This is a genomic window from Curtobacterium sp. NPDC089689 (assembly GCF_044749145.1).
Classification (GTDB): Bacteria; Actinomycetota; Actinomycetes; order Actinomycetales; family Microbacteriaceae; genus Curtobacterium.
The window spans coordinates 770,211-786,110 of record NZ_JBIVHJ010000001.1 but is presented as its reverse complement, the minus strand read 5'-3'; the positions used below and the strand labels follow the sequence as shown (position 1 = coordinate 786,110).

Here is a 15,900-nt window from a genome sequence, read left to right as displayed (position 1 = left end):
CTGCGAGCCATGCACGTGATCCTGGTGCCCGGGTTCTGGCTCGACGCGAGTGCGTGGGACGACGTCGCTCCGGTGCTGGTCGAGGCGGGCCACTCGGTGCAGGCCGTGACCCGCGCAGGCGACACGCTCGACGAGCAGGTGGCGTCGCTCGTCGCGGTGCTCGACGAGGTCGCGACGGCTGACGAGCCCGTCGTGCTCGCGGGGCAGTCCGGGGCCGGGCCGATCGCGTACATGGCTGCGGACCAGCGGCCGTCGCTCGTGGCGCACCTGCTCTACGTCGACACGTTCCCCGGCCCGGAGGGCGGCTGCGTCAACGACGAGCTGCCCGTGGTCGACGGGGTCGTGCCGCTGCCGTCGTGGGACGTCTGGGAGGCCTCGACCCTCCGCGGCATGACCGACGAGGTGCGCGCTCGGTTCGAGCGCGTCGCGATCCCCGAGCCGGCGTCGGTGCCCTCCGATCCGTTCCACTACGCCGACCCGGCGCGGCACGCGATCCCCGCGACGGTGATCTCGTGCGAGATCCCGGCGGCCGACCTGGCGCAGATGGTGAACGACCACCAGGCGTGGGCGGCCGAGCTCGTGGCGACGGAGGAGCTCACGATCGTGGGACTCGACACGGGGCACTGGCCGATGTTCACTGCCCCGCGGGAGCTCGGCGAGCTCATGGTGCAGGCGCTCGCACCGAAACCGACCGACGGGCCGTAGGGCGCGGCGCGCGAGGGCGACGGCGCGCGCGGTGTCGGTGTCGGTGTCGGTGTCGGGTCTTGGTCGCTCGACATGCCGCCTGCGTCCTGTGGTGGTCGCAGAAGGTGTCGCACGGGCGGAACGTGAGCGGCACGTCGTGCGACCAAGCGCCCCGACGCGCGGCGGGCCGCAGCCTGCGCGCCGGACCCGCACCGTGCCTCCAGGCCGACCCCGACCCACCCGCTCCGGCTTGCGACACGCCCGACGCTCGCGTAACGTGGACCCCTGGTCCTCCGCGCCCGCGCGGAGAACAGCTCGTTCCAAGCCCTCCGACCGTCGCGAATGCCGCGGTCGCGCGGTGTCCGCCGGCCCTTCGACAGGGTCATCGGGCCTGGGCGGTGCGTACAACCCCCTCGCCGGTCCCCCGGACCAGCGCGTGCGCACCAGGCAAGTGACCTTGGGTGCGGTCGTCCGACCGCACGGTACTCAGGAGGAAACCATGGCAGCAGTGTGCCAGGTGACCGGCGCCACCCCCGGCTTCGGTCACAACATCTCGCACTCGCACCGCCGGACGAAGCGCCGCTTCGACCCGAACGTGCAGAAGAAGACGTACTACGTGCCCTCGCTTCGTCGTAACGTCACGCTCACGCTCAGCGCGAAGGGCATCAAGGTGATCGACGCACGCGGCATCGAGTCCGTCGTCAAGGATCTCCTCGCCCGTGGGGAGAAGATCTGATGGCGAAAAAGGGTCAGGACATCCGTCCGATCATCAAGCTCCGCTCCACGGCGGGGACCGGGTTCACGTACGTGACCAAGAAGAACCGTCGGAACAACCCCGACCGTCTCGTGCTCAAGAAGTACGACCCGGTGGTCCGCAAGCACGTCGACTTCCGTGAGGAGCGCTAAGCATGGCGAAGAAGAGCAAGATCGCGAAGAACAACCAGCGCGCCGAGGTCATCGCGCGCTACGCCGAGCGTCGCCTCGAGCTGAAGAAGGCCCTCGTGGACCCGAACGGCACCGACGAGTCGCGTGAGGCCGCCCGCGTCGGCCTGCAGAAGCTCCCGCGCGACGCGTCGCCGGTGCGCTACCGCAACCGCGACGCCATCGACGGTCGCCCCCGTGGCCACCTCGGTGAGTACGGCATCAGCCGTGTCCGCTTCCGCGACATGGCCCACCGTGGCGAGCTCCCCGGCATCACGAAGAGCTCCTGGTAAGCATCCGCTTCCCGTCGAACGCCCCGTCACCTGTTGGTGACGGGGCGTTCCGCTCCCTCGGCGGATCGTTCGTGCTCCCTCGGCGGGGCGTTCGTGCTCCGTCGGCGTGGTGCCGGTGTTCGCTCGGTAGGGGCTGTGAGCGGGGTACACGGACCGTCACATCGGTCACATCTGCCCCGCCAGACCCGCGACAGGCCCGGAAATCCGGGCGAGTCGGCCGGAAACGCCCTGGGTGGCTGGTAGGTTCGACCCCGGTTCCACGGGCATCGCGCCTGATGGCCCGACCGATACCGAAGAAGTCCGAGGAGGACATCCAATGGCTGACAAGTCCCTGAACCGTACCGAGCTCGTCGCTGCCGTCGCGCAGGAGTCCGGCCAGAGCCAGGCCACCGTGAACGGCGTCGTCGACGCGCTGTTCAGCGTCGTCTCGAGCTCGGTTGCCGACGGCACCAAGGTCACGATCCCCGGCTGGATCGCCTTCGAGAAGACCCACCGCGCCGCCCGCACCGGCCGCAACCCGCAGACGGGTGAGGCCATCGAGATCGCCGCGAGCGACTCGGTCAAGGTCAGCGCCGGCTCGAAGCTGAAGGCTGCTGTCAAGTAAGACGGTTCTGCTGGTGGGAGGGACGGCTGCGGCCGTCCCTTTCGCATGTCCGGGTGGCTTGTCCGCCCCCCACCGGCCTGGAGGCACGGATCACCACCCACAGGTCGCCCCGGCGGATTCTGTGGCCGGGTGGGCAACGCCTAGGCTTGTCGGGTGAACCGGATCGCGCGCACCATCGGCCCCGCCGTGCTGCTGCTCGCCGCGTTCTTCTCGCTGCTGGTCGCGCTGGTGATCGGTGGCGGAGCGGACCCCGCACTCATCGCGGACCCGGGCGCCGTCGTGCGCTTCGGGCTGCCGATCGCCCGGGTCGTGGTCGACCTCTCCGCAGCAGCGACGATCGGTGGGCTCGCCCTCGCGACCATCGGCTTCTCGCGCACCGCGCCGGAGTGGGACCGCGCGATCGACGTCGCCGCCGCTGCCGCCGGACTCTGGACGGTGTCGAGCGTCGTCACGACGTTCTTCACGTTCCTCAGCGTCGCCGGGTCGCAGGTCTCGCTCGACGAGCAGTTCGGGCAGTCGATGGGGGTGTTCCTCACCGGCACGGACCTCGGGCTCGCGTGGCTCGTGACCGTCCTCGTCGCGGCGTCGGTCACCGTGCTCTGCTTCGCCGTGCGGGCGCGGGGCATGGTCGCCCTGACCGCCGGGGTCGCGATGATCGGCCTCGTCCCGCTCGCGCAGCAGGGGCACGCCGCCGGCACCGCGAGCCACGACGCCGCGGTCACCGCGCTCGGGCTGCACCTCGTCGGCGCTGCGCTGTGGGTCGGCGGGCTCGTGATGGTCGTCCTCGTCCGGCCGGTCCTCGGTGGCGAGCGGCTGCCGCTCGTCATCGGCCGCTACTCGAGCATCGCGCTCGGGTGCTTCGTGCTCGTGGCGGTGTCCGGGGTCGCGTCCGCGCAGATCCGGGTCGGCGCGTTCTCGAACCTCGCGACGCCGTACGGCGTCCTCGTGCTCGTGAAGGTCGGCGCGATCGTCGCGATGGGTGTCCTCGGAGCGGTGCAGCGCCGTCGGGCCATCCGATCGCTCACCGAACGCCCGGGCAGCGGCCGGACCTTCTGGGCGCTCGTCGTCACCGAGCTCGCGGTGATGGGCGTCGCGTCGGGGTTCGCCGCGGCACTCGGACGGACCGCGACCCCGACGGACCAGATCGCGCTGAGCAAGACGACGGACCCGACACCGGCCGAGCTCCTCACGGACGACCCGCTCCCGCACGCTCCGGGGCCGTGGGGCTGGCTGACCGCGTGGAACATCGACCTCTTCTGGCTCATGGCGGCCGTCCTGCTCGCCGCGACGTACGCAGCCGGGGTCGTGCGGCTGCGTCGTCGCGGGGAACCCTGGCCCGTCCGACGCTCGGTCGCCGCGGGCATCGCCGTCGTGTGCCTCGTGGTCGCGACCTCAGGCTCGCTCCACACCTACGACCGCTTCCTCGTCTCCGCGAACGTCGGCGCCCACGTGCTGCTCGGACTCGTCGTCCCGGCGCTCGCCTGGGCGTCCGCGCCCGTGCAGCTGATCCGGGCGGCGGTGCACCAGCGACGCGACGGCAGCACCGGCGTCCGCGAGTGGACCGACCTCCTCGTCGGCAACGCCGTCGTGCGCTACCTCGTCCAGCCGTTCCCGGCGTTCCTGCTCCTCGCCGGCGTGTGGTGGGCGTACGCCGCGACGCAGGCCCTGCGGTGGTCGGTGAGTGACTCCACCGGGCGCACCGTGATCGACGCGGTCTTCCTGCTCGTCGGGCTGCTCGCACTGCCCGGCCTGCTGACCCCCGTCGCCGCCGGTGCCCGGCGCGCGTCGACGTCGGCCGCCGTCGTGCGGATCATCGGTGCCGTCGTGGTCGCAGCGGGTCTCGTCTCGCTCGGCATCGCGGTGCGGGGGCCGCTCGGGCTCCTGCAGGCGTCCTGGTTCGGGGCGATGGGCCGGACGTGGGGGCCCGACCCGTACGCGGACCAGGCACGTGCCGGCACCGTGCTCGTGGCGTCCGGGGTCGCGGTCGTGGTGCTCGTCGCCGTGGTGGTGCTCGTCCGGCTCCGGCGGGACCGGACCGCGACGGACGCCGAGGTCGGGGCGTCGGTCCCGTCGATCGTGCACGACGGGACGGCCGGGTCGAACCTCGGAGCCGACGTCGCGCCGGGCGATCGCGTGGTTCGACGTCGGGACCGTGGTTCGACGTCGAGCCGCGTCGCAGACCCCGAGGACGACTTCGACGACGCGAGCGCTGACGGCGAGGCCGCCCGGGCCGGCCACGCCGACGAGGCGGGTGCGGAGGCGAGGGCGACCCGTGCCTTCCGGCCGAGCAGCGACCGCGGGGCGGACGCGCCGTGACCGTCGAGCTCAGCGCCGAACAGCGCGCGGTCTTCGACTACATCGAGCACACGCGCGACCACGTGTTCATCACCGGCCGCGCGGGGACCGGCAAGTCGACGCTGCTGAACCACCTGTCCTGGCACACCGAGAAGCAGGTCGTGATCTGCGCGCCGACCGGTGTCGCTGCGCTGAACGTCGGGGGGCAGACGATCCACTCGCTGTTCCGGCTCCCGATCGGGCTCATCGCCGACGCCGAGCTCCGGCAGGGGCCGGACACCCGCAAGCTCCTCAACACGATCGACACCCTCGTGATCGACGAGGTCTCGATGGTGAACGCCGACCTCCTCGACGCGATGGACCGCTCGCTCCGGAAGGCGCGCGGTCGGCAGTTCGAGGCGTTCGGCGGTGTGCAGGTCGTCATGTTCGGCGACCCGTACCAGCTCCCGCCGGTGCCGGGCGACGGGGACGAGCGCGCGTACTTCACCGACCACTACCGCTCGATGTGGTTCTTCGACGCGAAGGTCTGGCTCGAGGCCGAGCTGCACATCGTCGAGCTCGCGACCGTGCACCGGCAGCGCGACGACGCCTTCGCCGCCATGCTGACCGCCGTGCGGCACGGGCGGGTGACCGCGGACATCGCCGGACAGCTCAACACCGCGGGGGCGCGGCCGGCGCCCGACGACGCGATCACCCTCGCGACGCGGAACGACACCGTGGCGCGGATCAACAAGGCGGCGCTCGATCGACTGCCCGGGAAGGTGAAGACCGCGCGGGCCGACGTCAACGGCGACTTCGGTGGGCGGAACTTCCCCGCGGACGAGGCCCTCGAGCTGAAGCCCGGGGCCCACGTGATGTTCCTCCGCAACGACCCCGACCAGCGCTGGGTGAACGGGACCCTCGGCGTCGTGACGACGATCCGTGACACCGTGTGGGTCGACGTCGACGGGGAGTCCTTCGAGGTCCAGCCGTCCGTGTGGGAGAAGTTCAAGTACTCCTACGACCCGGACAAGAAGGAGCTCAAGAAGGACACCGTGGGGGAGTTCCAGCAGTTCCCGCTCCGGCTGGCCTGGGCGGTGACGATCCACAAGTCGCAGGGCAGCACCTACGACCGCGCCGTGGTGGACCTCGGGAACCGGGTGTTCAGCGCCGGCCAGACGTACGTCGCGCTGTCGCGGCTGACGTCCCTCGAGGGGCTGTACCTGACCAGACCGTTGCGCCCGCAGGACATCATCGTGGACCTCGACGTCCGGCGGTTCATGTCCGAGGCGCCGCGCGTTGTCGCGACCGAGCTCGAGGCGCCGAAGCCGGCTGACGGCTGACGGCGCGCTCCCGCGGGCCGCGCCCGGTGCGGTTCGCGGATGCGCACCGAGCGCCCGCGCGCCCGCGAACCGAGCGTCCGCGCCCGGCCACCGCGCGCCCGCCCACCGAGCGCCCGCCCACCGCGCGCCCGCCCACCGAGCGCCCACGCGCCGGCGCCCGGTGCGGTTCGCGTTCGCACAACCGAAGGCCGTCCGAACCACGCCGATCCGTGGCGCGGATCGACTTTGGTTGTGCGCCGGCGCCGGCGCCGCGGCTGCTGCCGCAGCCGAAGCGGCAGCCGCAGCAGCCGCAGCCGAAGCGGCAGCCGCAGCCGCAGCCGCGTGCCCCGGACGACGACGCCCCGCCGACCTCGAGGGTCGGCGGGGCGTCAGGAGCGCGGAGCGTCAGCCGTGGGCGGCCTCGGCACGCAGCGCGTCGAGGTTGTCGCGGTCGGCGCGGAGTGCGCGGAGGTTCTCGCGGTCGGCAGCGAGTGCCGTGACGAGCAGCACGAAGCCGACGATCGCGTTGAAGCCGTTGTCGACCGTGTTCAGCGCGAACACGTTGGCCGAGGTGTTCATGAACAGGAAGCCGTAGAGCGCGAGCACGAGCAGCACGACGCCCGCGACGAGGTTCAGGTTGCGCGACCCGATGGTGGTGCCGAGGCCACCGATGAGCATCGCGGCGGCGAGGAGCGTCCAGACGAGGCACAGCGCGGGGTTCACGAGGAACACGCCCCAGAGGTAGCCGCCGTCGTTGCCGAAGAAGGCGTGGCCACCCTCACCAGCGAAGAAGAAGCCCAGGATGCCCCAGAGCGCCAGGATCGCGCCGACGGTCAGGGCCAGGCCCCGGTTCGGAGAAGCGGTGATGCCCGGTTCCTTGACTGCCACTTCGGTTTCCTCCTCGTACACGGCGGGCGACGAGTACGCCAGCGCGTTGCCAGCAGGCCGTCGTTCCGCCGCGTTCCCAGCGTTCGACCTGCTCGTCAACGGTATCGTGTCGGACCCCGACCGACCGAATCGGACGGCCTGCCCGCCCCCGTCCGCTGGACGCCCGCGGAAGCGGCCGACGAGCCGGACGACGACCCCTGCCAGCAGCACCCCGAGGAGGACCAGACCGGTGACGCGAACACCTGTGCCAGGCCCCGTCGTCTCGCGGCGGGGACGGTGGGCGCTGCTCGCGGTTCTCGGGTTCGTGATCGTGCCTCTCGTGTACGCGGTCGCCGTCCTGACGCCGCTCGGTCAGCGGGCGGAGGACGCCGCACTCGGCGGCGTCCGGGAGTCCGACCTGTTCGGGTCGGACACGGCACTCAACGTGATCTCGGTGCCGGTGATCCTGTTGCTCGTCGTCGTGATGGTCGCCGTCGCGTTCGCCCGGCGACGCCTGGCGGTGGGGCTCGGAGCCGGTGTCGTCGTGCTCGCGTCGGCAGCGACCTCGACGCTCGTCAAATATATCGCCGTGCGCCCGGAGATCGCCCAGTCGACGACGCCGAACTCGTTCCCGTCGGGGCACGCGACGATCGCGCTGGCCGCACTGTTCGGCGTGCTGATGGTCACGCCGAGGCGCTTCCGGCCCGTCGTCACCCTCGTCGGCGCCGCGTACGCCGTCTTCGTCGCGAACCAGACCGTCGTCTACGGCTGGCACCGGGTGAGCGACATCGTGGGAGCCTCGGCGATCGCGCTCTTCTGGGTCGGCGTCGTCCGGGCCGTCGGGCCTCGGGTGGACCGGGGCGAGCGTGGCGACCGTGACGGACGACGCGGTCCCCGGCGGGTCGTGAGCGCGGTGCTGCTCATCGCCACCGGACTCGCGCTCGCGGTCGGCATCGCGGCGCTCGTCGTCGGGGTGTCGGGCGCGGCACACGACCACGCAGCGATGCTCGTCGCGGGCAGGCTGGCATCGAGCGTCAGCATCCTCGCCGTCATCGCTGCGGTGTGGTTCGCGGACGGGATGCACACCGCGCCCCGCACCGAGGCCCTGTTCTCCTGACCGTCGCGATCGTCACAGCCGAGTAACAGCTCGTTCCACCCCGCGCTTTCTGGACTACGTTGGGCGACACCTGCGGGGGAGGGACACTCCGCGGGCGAGCCACGGTCACGTAGGGAGCACATGCGGGATCAGCACACCGCGATGCAGGGTCGGCGCACCCGGCGGCTCGTCGCGGCCGCGCTCGGAGCGCTCCTCGTCGCGGGCTCGGTGCTCGTCCCGGCGACGGCGGCGCAGGCGATGACACAGGTCGGCACGCCCCCGTCCGTGCAACCCGGCGGCAGCGTCGTCGCGACGATCCAGAACCAGCAGGGCGGGACCGGGAACTGGACGATCACGGCGCCGCCGCAGACGGAGATCATCAGCGCGGAGTCCAGACCAGGAACCGGCCTCGGGCAGTTCTCGTGCGCGCCGGTCAACGGCGGCGCACAGGCCGCGTGCGGCACGAGCACGTGGGGCGTCGGGAACCAGGTCCTGGTCACGCTCGCCGTCGACCCCACCGCGACGCTCGGCACGAAGACGGGGTCCTCGGGCATCGACCCCTTCGAGGCGCCCGCACCGTACTCGATCACGGTCACCGCTCCGGCCGCACCCGTCGCCCCCACGATCACCGCGCCGCCCGCCGGCACGGAGTCGATCGACCGGCAGCCGACCATCACGGGCACCAAGACCACGGGCGAGGCCGCGACGACCGGCACCGTCCTCACCGCGACGATCGACGGCGAGCCCCTGTGCACCGTCCCCGCCGGCCCCGACGCCGACTGGTCCTGCACACCGACGGCACCGCTCGCGGTCGGCCAGCACACCGTCGAGGCCACCCAGACCGACCGCTTCGGCCAGACGTCGCCGACCGCCACGAGCACCTTCACCGTCCTCGCCGCAGCAGGTCTCCGCATCACCCAGTCCGGCGGCGAGCGGATCCTCGCGGGCTTCCCGGCCGTCCGCACGGTGACCCTGAGCAACCCCGGCGCCGGCGAGGCCCGGGGTGTCGTGCTCAGCGCCACCCGCGGCCGACTGCAGGTCCCGCGCTGCGAACTCGACGGCACCCGCATCGACTGCGCATCGCTCCGCGACGGCCTCGACCTCGGCACCCTCGCGCCGGGAGCGCAGCGCGTGCTGCGGCTCACCGTTGCCGCGCCGCAGGGCACCGCGCCCGGCACCGCGTTCCCGATCAGCGCGACCGCCTCGTCGACGACCGCGTCGGTCAGCCCGGTGACGAGCGACGCCACCCTCACCACCCGTGCGCCGTCGGCTCCGGTGATCACCGCGCCGTCGGGCTCCACGACGGACCGCACACCGGCGGTACGCGGTCTCGGCGCGATCGAGCGCGCGACGGTGACGGTCCGGCAGGGCGGCACGGTCCTCTGCACCGCGACCGGCGGGAGCGGCGGTGCGTGGTCGTGCACGCCGTCGCGTACGTTCGCGCTCGGCGCGGCGACGATCGCGGCGACGCAGACCTACGGAGGCATCGAGTCGTCAGCCGCGTCCGCCCGCTTCACGGTCGCCTCGGCACCCCGGCCTGGAGGCACGACGCCCGTCCCCGGCAGCGGTTCCGGCTCGACGGGTGGTCGCCCTGGTCCGACCGCGGGGACCGGACCCTCCGGGTCGGCCGGCGGTTCCGGCACGACGGGTGGTCCCGGGCCGTCCGGCACGTCCGGATCGAGTGCGGGGAACGGCGGCGCACCCGGATCGACGCCGTCGTCGGCGCCGAGCGGCTCCGGCACCTCGGACTCCGGCGACGGAGCGGCCGGCAGTGACCCGAACGGCGGCGGCGGCGCGGGTGGCGGCGGCGCGGGCGGCGGCGGCGCTGGCGGTGGCTCGGGCGCGGGAGGTACCGGCGGCGGGAGCGGCTCGGGGACCGGTGGCGCGCTGCCCGTGGACATGCGGTTCGGCACCCAGCGGATCGTGCCCGGGACCGCTGCGGACATGCGCGGCACCCTCGGCCCGAACGCGTCCGGCGCGGCCGTGGTGATCGACTTCTCCGGACGCATGAGCCCCGGCATGGTCTACCGCGACGTCCACGTCGAGGTCGAGGGTGAGACGCTCGCGTGCGAGGTCGGGACCACCACCTTCGCGTGCTCGATCCCCCTCGACCCCGGCCAGCAGGCGGACGTCACCGTCCGCGTGTACGCCGACGCCGTGAACGCCCCCGACACCGCCGTGCAGCAGCTCGCAGTCGCGTCGGACCGGCAGGCCCAGGCGAACGCCGTGACCGTCACGACCGCGGTCGCCAAGGGCACGACGGAGGCCGCCGAGCTCGCCGACCAGATCACGACCTTCAACGTCACCGAGTTCCCCGACGCCATGGTGCCGCTGCTCGCGATGATCCTGTTCGCCCTCGCGGCTGCCGTCGCGACCCGCCGACCGACCGAGGGCGGCGCGACGGGCGCGAGCAGCGCCTCCAGTCCGGCCCCCACCGACCCACCTGCTGACCCAGGGAGCACCCGATGACCGACACCACCGAAGCCCCGGCGCCCGCGAAGCGGAAGCGCCGCAACCCCGCGCCGATCATCCTCATCGTGGCGGTCGTGCTGCTCGCGGTCTACTACGTCGTGATCGCGGCCACCGGAGCGCTGAAGACCACGACCGCGGTGCCGGTCAGCGGCTCGAACGACCGCACCGGCAGCTACGTCACGCTCCGGATGAGCGTGCAGGACGTCGACCTGTCGAACCGGGTGATGCAGGCGAACGTGCTGCCGATCCCGCACGGCGACCTGGTCGGCGAGAAGGCGGGCGAGATCGCGGACCCGCTGCGCATCGAGGTCTCGAGCGGCGGGGTGACGACGAGCGTGGTGACGTTCCCCGGGCAGTCCGTGGTCGATGCGACCTCGCTCGCGCTGACCCTCGACCGTGGCGACACGTCGTACCCGTTCGACCAACCGTTCGCCAACTTCCAGCTGAGCGTCCAGAACGACGAGTCCGGCGAGGCCGTGCCGTTCCAGGTCGACATGTCGAACTCGGCGCGACCGTGGGTGATGCAGGCCGACCGCGGTGCGGGTGAGGAGCAGAACGGCCGGACCCTCGTGCCGATGCAGATCGACGGGCACCGGGACGCCCTCAGCGTGGTGATCGTGTCGTTCTACATCCTCGCGATCCTGTTCACGACGCTCATGGCGGTGGTGACGATCGGGTCCGCGATCCTCCGCCGGAAGCTCGAGTTCGCGAACGTCATCTGGCTGAGCGCGACCCTGCTCTCGTTCCCGGCGCTGCGGTCGGCGATGCCGGGTGCGCCGCCGATCGGGACGACGCTCGACTTCGTCTTCTTGTTCCCGTGCCTGGCGCTCGTGGCGATCATGTTCGTGTGGACCGGCGCCTACCTGCTGTGGCGCGAGTCCAAGGTGTTGCGCGCGCGGACGCTCGAGGACGACGCCTGACCCGACGGCGTGCGGCGCGGGCTGCCCGGCCATCGGCGCGACCGGGAGGCCCCTGGCACGTTCCGCGCAGGGCATGCCCGCTCACTCGTACCGGAGCGCGGCGACCGGTGCACTCCGCACCGCGCGGGCGGCCGGCCCGACGGCGGCGGCGAGCCCGGTGACGACGGCGCCGGTGACGACGGTGACGAGCACCCAGGCCGGGACGACCGGGGCGATCAGCTGCGCCTCCGGGGTCGCCCCGAGGAGCGTGTAGGCGCCGGACCAGCCGTACGCGGTACCGAGCAGCACGCCGAGCACGACGGCGACAGCGATGGTCATGGCCGCCTCGGTCAGCACGAGCGCCCGGACCTGTCGCCGCGACGTCCCGATCACCCGCAGCAACCCGAGCTCCCGCGTGCGCTGGGCGATCGTGAGCGTGGTCACGACGACCACCCCGGCGGCGGCGATGACGCCCGCGGCACCGGTCAGGCTCGCGAACAGCACCGCGAGCTGGTCGAACTGCTCCTGGACGTCGCGGTAGTACACCGGGTCGGCCGCGGACTGCAGCTGGAGCATCCGCGCGTAGGTGCCGAACCCGACCGCGAAGGTCACCATCAGGGTCACCGCGATGAGCAGCCCCACGGTCGCCCGTGCCGTGCGGCGCGGGGACCGCAGCGAGTTCCGCGCGGCCAAGGCCCCGATGACGCTCCGCGACGACCCGGCCGCGACGAGTCGGATCGCCGCGGGCACGAGCACGGGCGTGCCGACGACGACCCCGGTGAAGGAGACCGCCCCGGCCGCGACGGCGAGGAGCAGCGCGCTCACACTCGTCGCGCCGAGCACGATCGCGGCTGCGATGCCGGCTGCGCCGACGAGGAACACCGCCGTGGCGACGAGCCGACGTGCTCGCGCGCCGGAGCCCACGGGTACGTGCTCCTCGGTGGCGGCGTCGAGGGCGCGGAGCGGAGGGATCGACAGCACCGCGCGGGACCCGAGGCGGTACGCGGCCGTCGTGATCGCGGCGACCAGCACCGTGACGGGGACGACGGCGACCGGCAGGAGCAGGCCGACGCCCGGCAGCACGGACGCCGCCGCGGCGAGGGCCAGTGCGCCGTTCGCGACGAGCGCGCCGACGACGGCGCCGACGACCGCGCCGACGAGCCCCGCGGTGAGTCCCGAACGGGTGATCTGGCTGCGCAGCTGCGCGCCCGTCGCCCCGAGCACCCGTTGCAGGGCGAGGCTCCGGGTCCGGCCGGCGATCACGGTCGCGCACGTGTTCGACGCGACGACGGCGCTGACGTAGAGCGCGATGCCGACGAACACCCACGCGACCACGGGCAGGATCAGCGCGACGGTGCCGGACTGCCCGGTGCGCTCGCCGAGTTCGACGATGCGTTCGGCTGCGGCGGACCCGGTGACGACGAGCGTGCCGAGCCCGGCGGACAGTGCCGCGACACCGACGGTGGCGCGGTCGGAGCCCGGTCGCGGTCGCCGGCGCGCGAGTCCTCGCCGTGGACGGCGCTGCCGGCGCTCGCCGCGGTGGCGCGACATCGTCACTCCCCGTCGTTCGGGTTCGGCGTCCAGGCGTGCCACCGGTCGCCGTCGGAGACCATCGACCACGCTCCGCACGTCGTGACCTGCTCGGCGGCGTAGGGATCCGGCGCTCCGGAGATCGTCACCGTCGGGGCGGACTTCCGGGGGACCGTCTCGCACCGGTCGGAGGTCACGCCGTCCGCACTCGTGAAGACCGTGCTCGACGGCGCGGAGCCCGATCCGCCCTCCGTGCCGACGACGACGGTGATGTCGGTCGCGTCGCCGGGCATCCACGCCGGCGGGTCCGTGAGGTCGGCCCGGGTGTCGGCGTGCGTCGTCGCCTCGCCGTGAGCGACGTCCGACAGCTGGGTGCAGCCGGACAGTGCGACGGCGGCGACGGCGAGCGTGCCGATCGCGAGGAACTTCGTCGTGTGGAGCATGGATGGCCTTCCGTCCTGGTCTCCCCATGGTGTCGGGGACCGCCGACATGTCACATCCTGCGACCGGATGACGCTGCCTCCGTCTGCAGGACGACCGGCAGGACGACCGACAGGGCAGCCGACAGGACGACGATCGCCCTGGCGGGAATGCCTCGCGGTGCGCTACGTTGTACCCAGCAAGTCGATGCAAACGCATTGAAATGGCGAAGGGCAGCACATCATGCAGTTCGGGATCTTCACGGTCAGCGACGTCACGACCGACCCCACCACCGGGACGACCCCGGACGACACCCAGCGGGTGAAGGACATCCTCACGATCGCCGAGCACGCGGATCAGGCCGGTCTCGACGTCTTCGCGACGGGCGAGCACCACAACCCGCCGTTCGTCGCGTCGAGTCCGACCACGATGCTCGGCTACCTCGCCGGACGGACGAAGCACATCACGCTCTCGACCTCGACGACCCTCATCACGACGAACGACCCCGTGCGCATCGCCGAGGAGTACGCGATGCTCCAGGTCATCTCCGACGGCCGCATGGACCTCATGATGGGCCGCGGCAACACCGGGCCCGTCTACCCGTGGTTCGGGCAGGACATCCGGCAGGGTGTCAACCTGGCGATCGAGAACTACGCCCTCGTCCGCCAGCTCTGGGAGAACGACGTCGTCAACTGGCAGGGCAAGTTCCGCACCCCGCTGCAGGGCTTCACCTCCACCCCGCGTCCACTCGACGGCGTCCCGCCCTTCGTCTGGCACGGCTCGATCCGCACGCCGGAGATCGCCGAGCAGGCCGCGTACTACGGCGACGGCTTCCTCCACAACAACATCTTCTGGCCGATCCAGCACACCGAGCAGATGGTCGGGCTCTACCGCCAGCGCTTCGAGCACTACGGGCACGGTCGGGCCGACCAGGCGATCGTCGGGCTCGGCGGGCAGTTCTTCGCCCGGAAGAACTCGCAGGACGCCGTCGACGAGTTCCGCCCGTACTTCGACAACGCCCCGGTCTACGGTCACGGGCCCTCGATGGAGGACTTCACCGCGCAGACCCCGCTCACGGTCGGTTCGCCCCAGCAGGTCATCGACCGGTACGCGACGATGAAGGACCACGTCGGGCACTACCAGCGCCAGCTGTTCCTGGTCGACCACGCCGGCCTGCCGCTGAAGACGGTCCTCGAGCAGATCGACATCCTCGCGGAGGACATCGTCCCCGAGCTGCGCAGGATCAACGACGAGGGGCGCCTGGCCGACGTGCCGTCCGACCCGCCGTCGCACGCGGACCGCGTGGCGGCGGCCATGGCCGCCGGCACGGCGGGCAGTGACCACGTCGCCGCCGAGGACGAGTGGACGGGCGCGTCCGTCTGACGACGTGACGCGGAGACTGACGGGAGGGGGGGGGGGCGCGGGGCCCCCCCCCCCCCCCCCCCCCCCCGGGGGGGGCCCCCCCCGCCCCCCCCCCCGCCCGGGGGGGGGGCCCCCCCCCGCGCCCCCCGGCCCCCCCCCCGCCCCCCCCCCCCCCCCCCCCCCGCGCGGCCCCGCCCCCCCCCCCCCCCCCCCGCCGGGCGGGGGGGGGGGGGCCGGGCCCCCCCCCCCCCCCCCCCGCCCCCCCCGGGGGGGGGGGGCCCCGCCGCCCCCCCCGCCTCCCGTCCGTCCACGGGTCGCGTCCCGCGACCGGCGCTCCCGAGTCTCGTGCTGAGCGACGACTCTCGCGACCCGGAGCCCGAGCAGTGTCGCCTACGCCGAGTCTCGTGCCGCGCTGACCGAGTCTCGTGCTGCGCCGACCGAGTCTCGTGCCGGGGCGACCGGGTCTCGGCGAGCCCGTCGACGCGCCGGCCGCGCCGGCACGAGCTTGAGCCCGACGACGCACCCGACGATGCCGGCGATGAAGAGCAGCCGGAGGAAGGTCACCGGCTCCGCCCCCGTCGCCATGCCCCAGAGCACGGTCAGGGCGGCACCGGTCCCGGTCCACACCGCGTACGCCGTGCTGATCGGGATGTGCCGCAGCACGTACCCGAACGCGCCGAGGCTCACCGCGATCGTCGCTGCGAAGACCAGGCTCGGTCCGAGCCTGGTGAAGCCGTGGCTCTCGCCGAGCGCGGTCGCCCACACGGTCTCGAGTGCGGCACTGACGAACAGGACCACCCAGGCCACGTCAGCTCACCACCTTGAGGCCGACGACGCAGGCCACGAGTCCGAAGACGAGGGCGAGCCGGGCGAAGGACGCGGCCTCCTGCCGGCGGAGCACCGCGACGACGACGGTCAGCGACGCTCCGATCCCGACCCACACGGCGTAGGCCGTACCCACCGGGATGGCCGTCATGGCGTACGCGAGGCCCAGCATGCTGAGCGCCATGCCCGCGACGAACACGATCGTCGGCACGACCTTCTTGAACCCGTCGGACGCGCTGAGGGCGGTGGCCCACACGGCTTCGAGCACGCCCGACAGCACCAACACGATCCACGTCACGAGTGCTCCCTCCGGATAGTCGCACAACTGTAC

16 protein-coding genes are annotated in these 15,900 nt (G+C 72.7%); 11 read left to right on the top strand and 5 right to left on the bottom strand.

Annotation, left to right across the window (positions count from 1 at the left end; translation table 11 throughout):
* The first annotated feature begins 9 nt into the window (after positions 1-9).
* The 7 genes from ACIPYW_RS03725 to ACIPYW_RS03695 all read left to right on the top strand — a co-directional run bounded on the left by ACIPYW_RS03725 (position 10) and on the right by ACIPYW_RS03695 (position 6,119).
* Complete coding sequence (locus ACIPYW_RS03725) at positions 10-705, top strand: alpha/beta fold hydrolase (protein ID WP_400410818.1); 696 nt, start codon at positions 10-12, stop codon at positions 703-705.
* A gap of 478 nt (positions 706-1,183) precedes the next feature.
* Positions 1,184-1,420 (top strand): 50S ribosomal protein L28, encoded by a 237-nt coding sequence (rpmB, locus tag ACIPYW_RS03720; RefSeq protein ID WP_022903747.1) that lies wholly within the window; start codon positions 1,184-1,186, stop codon positions 1,418-1,420.
* On the top strand, positions 1,420-1,590 hold the full coding sequence (rpmG, locus tag ACIPYW_RS03715; protein WP_022903746.1) for a 50S ribosomal protein L33: 171 nt from the start codon (positions 1,420-1,422) through the stop codon (positions 1,588-1,590). The genes rpmB and rpmG overlap by 1 nt, the downstream gene beginning before the upstream one ends.
* Before the next feature lie 2 nt (positions 1,591-1,592).
* Positions 1,593-1,898 (top strand): 30S ribosomal protein S14, encoded by a 306-nt coding sequence (gene rpsN / locus ACIPYW_RS03710; RefSeq protein WP_022903745.1) that lies wholly within the window; start codon positions 1,593-1,595, stop codon positions 1,896-1,898.
* Positions 1,899-2,214: 316 nt separating this feature from the next.
* A complete protein-coding gene (locus tag ACIPYW_RS03705) occupies positions 2,215-2,502 on the top strand; it encodes an HU family DNA-binding protein (RefSeq protein ID WP_022903744.1) in 288 nt (95 codons plus the stop codon).
* Between the two features lie 153 nt (positions 2,503-2,655).
* Entirely contained in the window at positions 2,656-4,818 is a 2,163-nt protein-coding gene (locus tag ACIPYW_RS03700; protein WP_400410815.1) for a cytochrome c oxidase assembly protein, read from the top strand.
* The gene (locus ACIPYW_RS03695; RefSeq protein WP_290132972.1) at positions 4,815-6,119 is read left to right on the top strand and encodes an ATP-dependent RecD-like DNA helicase; all 1,305 of its coding nucleotides are present in this window, start codon (positions 4,815-4,817) and stop codon (positions 6,117-6,119) included. The genes ACIPYW_RS03700 and ACIPYW_RS03695 overlap by 4 nt, the downstream gene beginning before the upstream one ends.
* Before the next feature lie 384 nt (positions 6,120-6,503).
* On the opposite strand, the gene ACIPYW_RS03690 is transcribed toward ACIPYW_RS03695, so the two are convergent.
* On the bottom strand, positions 6,504-6,986 hold the full coding sequence (locus ACIPYW_RS03690; RefSeq protein ID WP_290132971.1) for a DUF4383 domain-containing protein: 483 nt from the start codon (positions 6,984-6,986) through the stop codon (positions 6,504-6,506).
* A 310-nt stretch (positions 6,987-7,296) separates the two neighbouring features.
* Between ACIPYW_RS03690 and ACIPYW_RS03685 the strand changes: the two genes are divergently transcribed.
* The 3 genes from ACIPYW_RS03685 (at position 7,297) to ACIPYW_RS03675 (ending at position 11,453) form a co-directional block, all read left to right on the top strand.
* Complete coding sequence (locus tag ACIPYW_RS03685) at positions 7,297-8,082, top strand: phosphatase PAP2 family protein (protein WP_400410813.1); 786 nt, start codon at positions 7,297-7,299, stop codon at positions 8,080-8,082.
* Between the two features lie 120 nt (positions 8,083-8,202).
* On the top strand, positions 8,203-10,530 hold the full coding sequence (locus ACIPYW_RS03680; RefSeq protein WP_400410811.1) for an Ig-like domain-containing protein: 2,328 nt from the start codon (positions 8,203-8,205) through the stop codon (positions 10,528-10,530).
* A complete protein-coding gene (locus tag ACIPYW_RS03675; protein ID WP_400410810.1) occupies positions 10,527-11,453 on the top strand; it encodes a DUF4436 family protein in 927 nt (308 codons plus the stop codon). The genes ACIPYW_RS03680 and ACIPYW_RS03675 overlap by 4 nt, the downstream gene beginning before the upstream one ends.
* Before the next feature lie 81 nt (positions 11,454-11,534).
* Here the strand turns inward: ACIPYW_RS03675 and ACIPYW_RS03670 are convergent, their stop codons facing one another.
* Positions 11,535-12,983 (bottom strand): FtsX-like permease family protein, encoded by a 1,449-nt coding sequence (locus tag ACIPYW_RS03670; RefSeq protein ID WP_400410809.1) that lies wholly within the window; start codon positions 12,981-12,983, stop codon positions 11,535-11,537.
* Between the two features lie 2 nt (positions 12,984-12,985).
* Positions 12,986-13,405, bottom strand: a complete 420-nt coding sequence (locus ACIPYW_RS03665; RefSeq protein WP_400410808.1) for a hypothetical protein — start codon at positions 13,403-13,405, stop codon at positions 12,986-12,988.
* A gap of 220 nt (positions 13,406-13,625) precedes the next feature.
* Between ACIPYW_RS03665 and ACIPYW_RS03660 the strand changes: the two genes are divergently transcribed.
* A complete protein-coding gene (locus ACIPYW_RS03660) occupies positions 13,626-14,765 on the top strand; it encodes a CE1758 family FMN-dependent luciferase-like monooxygenase (RefSeq protein WP_400410806.1) in 1,140 nt (379 codons plus the stop codon).
* A gap of 369 nt (positions 14,766-15,134) precedes the next feature.
* On the opposite strand, the gene ACIPYW_RS03655 is transcribed toward ACIPYW_RS03660, so the two are convergent.
* On the bottom strand, positions 15,135-15,551 hold the full coding sequence (locus ACIPYW_RS03655) for a DMT family transporter (RefSeq protein WP_400410804.1): 417 nt from the start codon (positions 15,549-15,551) through the stop codon (positions 15,135-15,137).
* Between the two features lies 1 nt (position 15,552).
* On the bottom strand, positions 15,553-15,867 hold the full coding sequence (locus ACIPYW_RS03650) for a DMT family transporter (RefSeq protein ID WP_400410802.1): 315 nt from the start codon (positions 15,865-15,867) through the stop codon (positions 15,553-15,555).
* Positions 15,868-15,900: the final 33 nt, after the last annotated feature.

Excerpts from the sequence above, each read along its gene's own strand:
- ACIPYW_RS03680 (WP_400410811.1), top strand. The coding sequence starts at position 8,203 with ATGCGGGATCAGCACACCGCGATGCAGGGTCGGCGCACCCGGCGGCTC.
- ACIPYW_RS03670 (WP_400410809.1), bottom strand. The coding sequence starts at position 12,983 with ATGTCGCGCCACCGCGGCGAGCGCCGGCAGCGCCGTCCACGGCGAGGA.
- rpsN (WP_022903745.1), top strand. The coding sequence starts at position 1,593 with ATGGCGAAGAAGAGCAAGATCGCGAAGAACAACCAGCGCGCCGAGGTC.
- rpmB (WP_022903747.1), top strand. The coding sequence starts at position 1,184 with ATGGCAGCAGTGTGCCAGGTGACCGGCGCCACCCCCGGCTTCGGTCAC.
- ACIPYW_RS03705 (WP_022903744.1), top strand. The coding sequence starts at position 2,215 with ATGGCTGACAAGTCCCTGAACCGTACCGAGCTCGTCGCTGCCGTCGCG.
- ACIPYW_RS03675 (WP_400410810.1), top strand. The coding sequence starts at position 10,527 with ATGACCGACACCACCGAAGCCCCGGCGCCCGCGAAGCGGAAGCGCCGC.
- rpmG (WP_022903746.1), top strand. The coding sequence starts at position 1,420 with ATGGCGAAAAAGGGTCAGGACATCCGTCCGATCATCAAGCTCCGCTCC.
- ACIPYW_RS03665 (WP_400410808.1), bottom strand. The coding sequence starts at position 13,405 with ATGCTCCACACGACGAAGTTCCTCGCGATCGGCACGCTCGCCGTCGCC.
- ACIPYW_RS03660 (WP_400410806.1), top strand. The coding sequence starts at position 13,626 with ATGCAGTTCGGGATCTTCACGGTCAGCGACGTCACGACCGACCCCACC.
- ACIPYW_RS03725 (WP_400410818.1), top strand. The coding sequence starts at position 10 with ATGCACGTGATCCTGGTGCCCGGGTTCTGGCTCGACGCGAGTGCGTGG.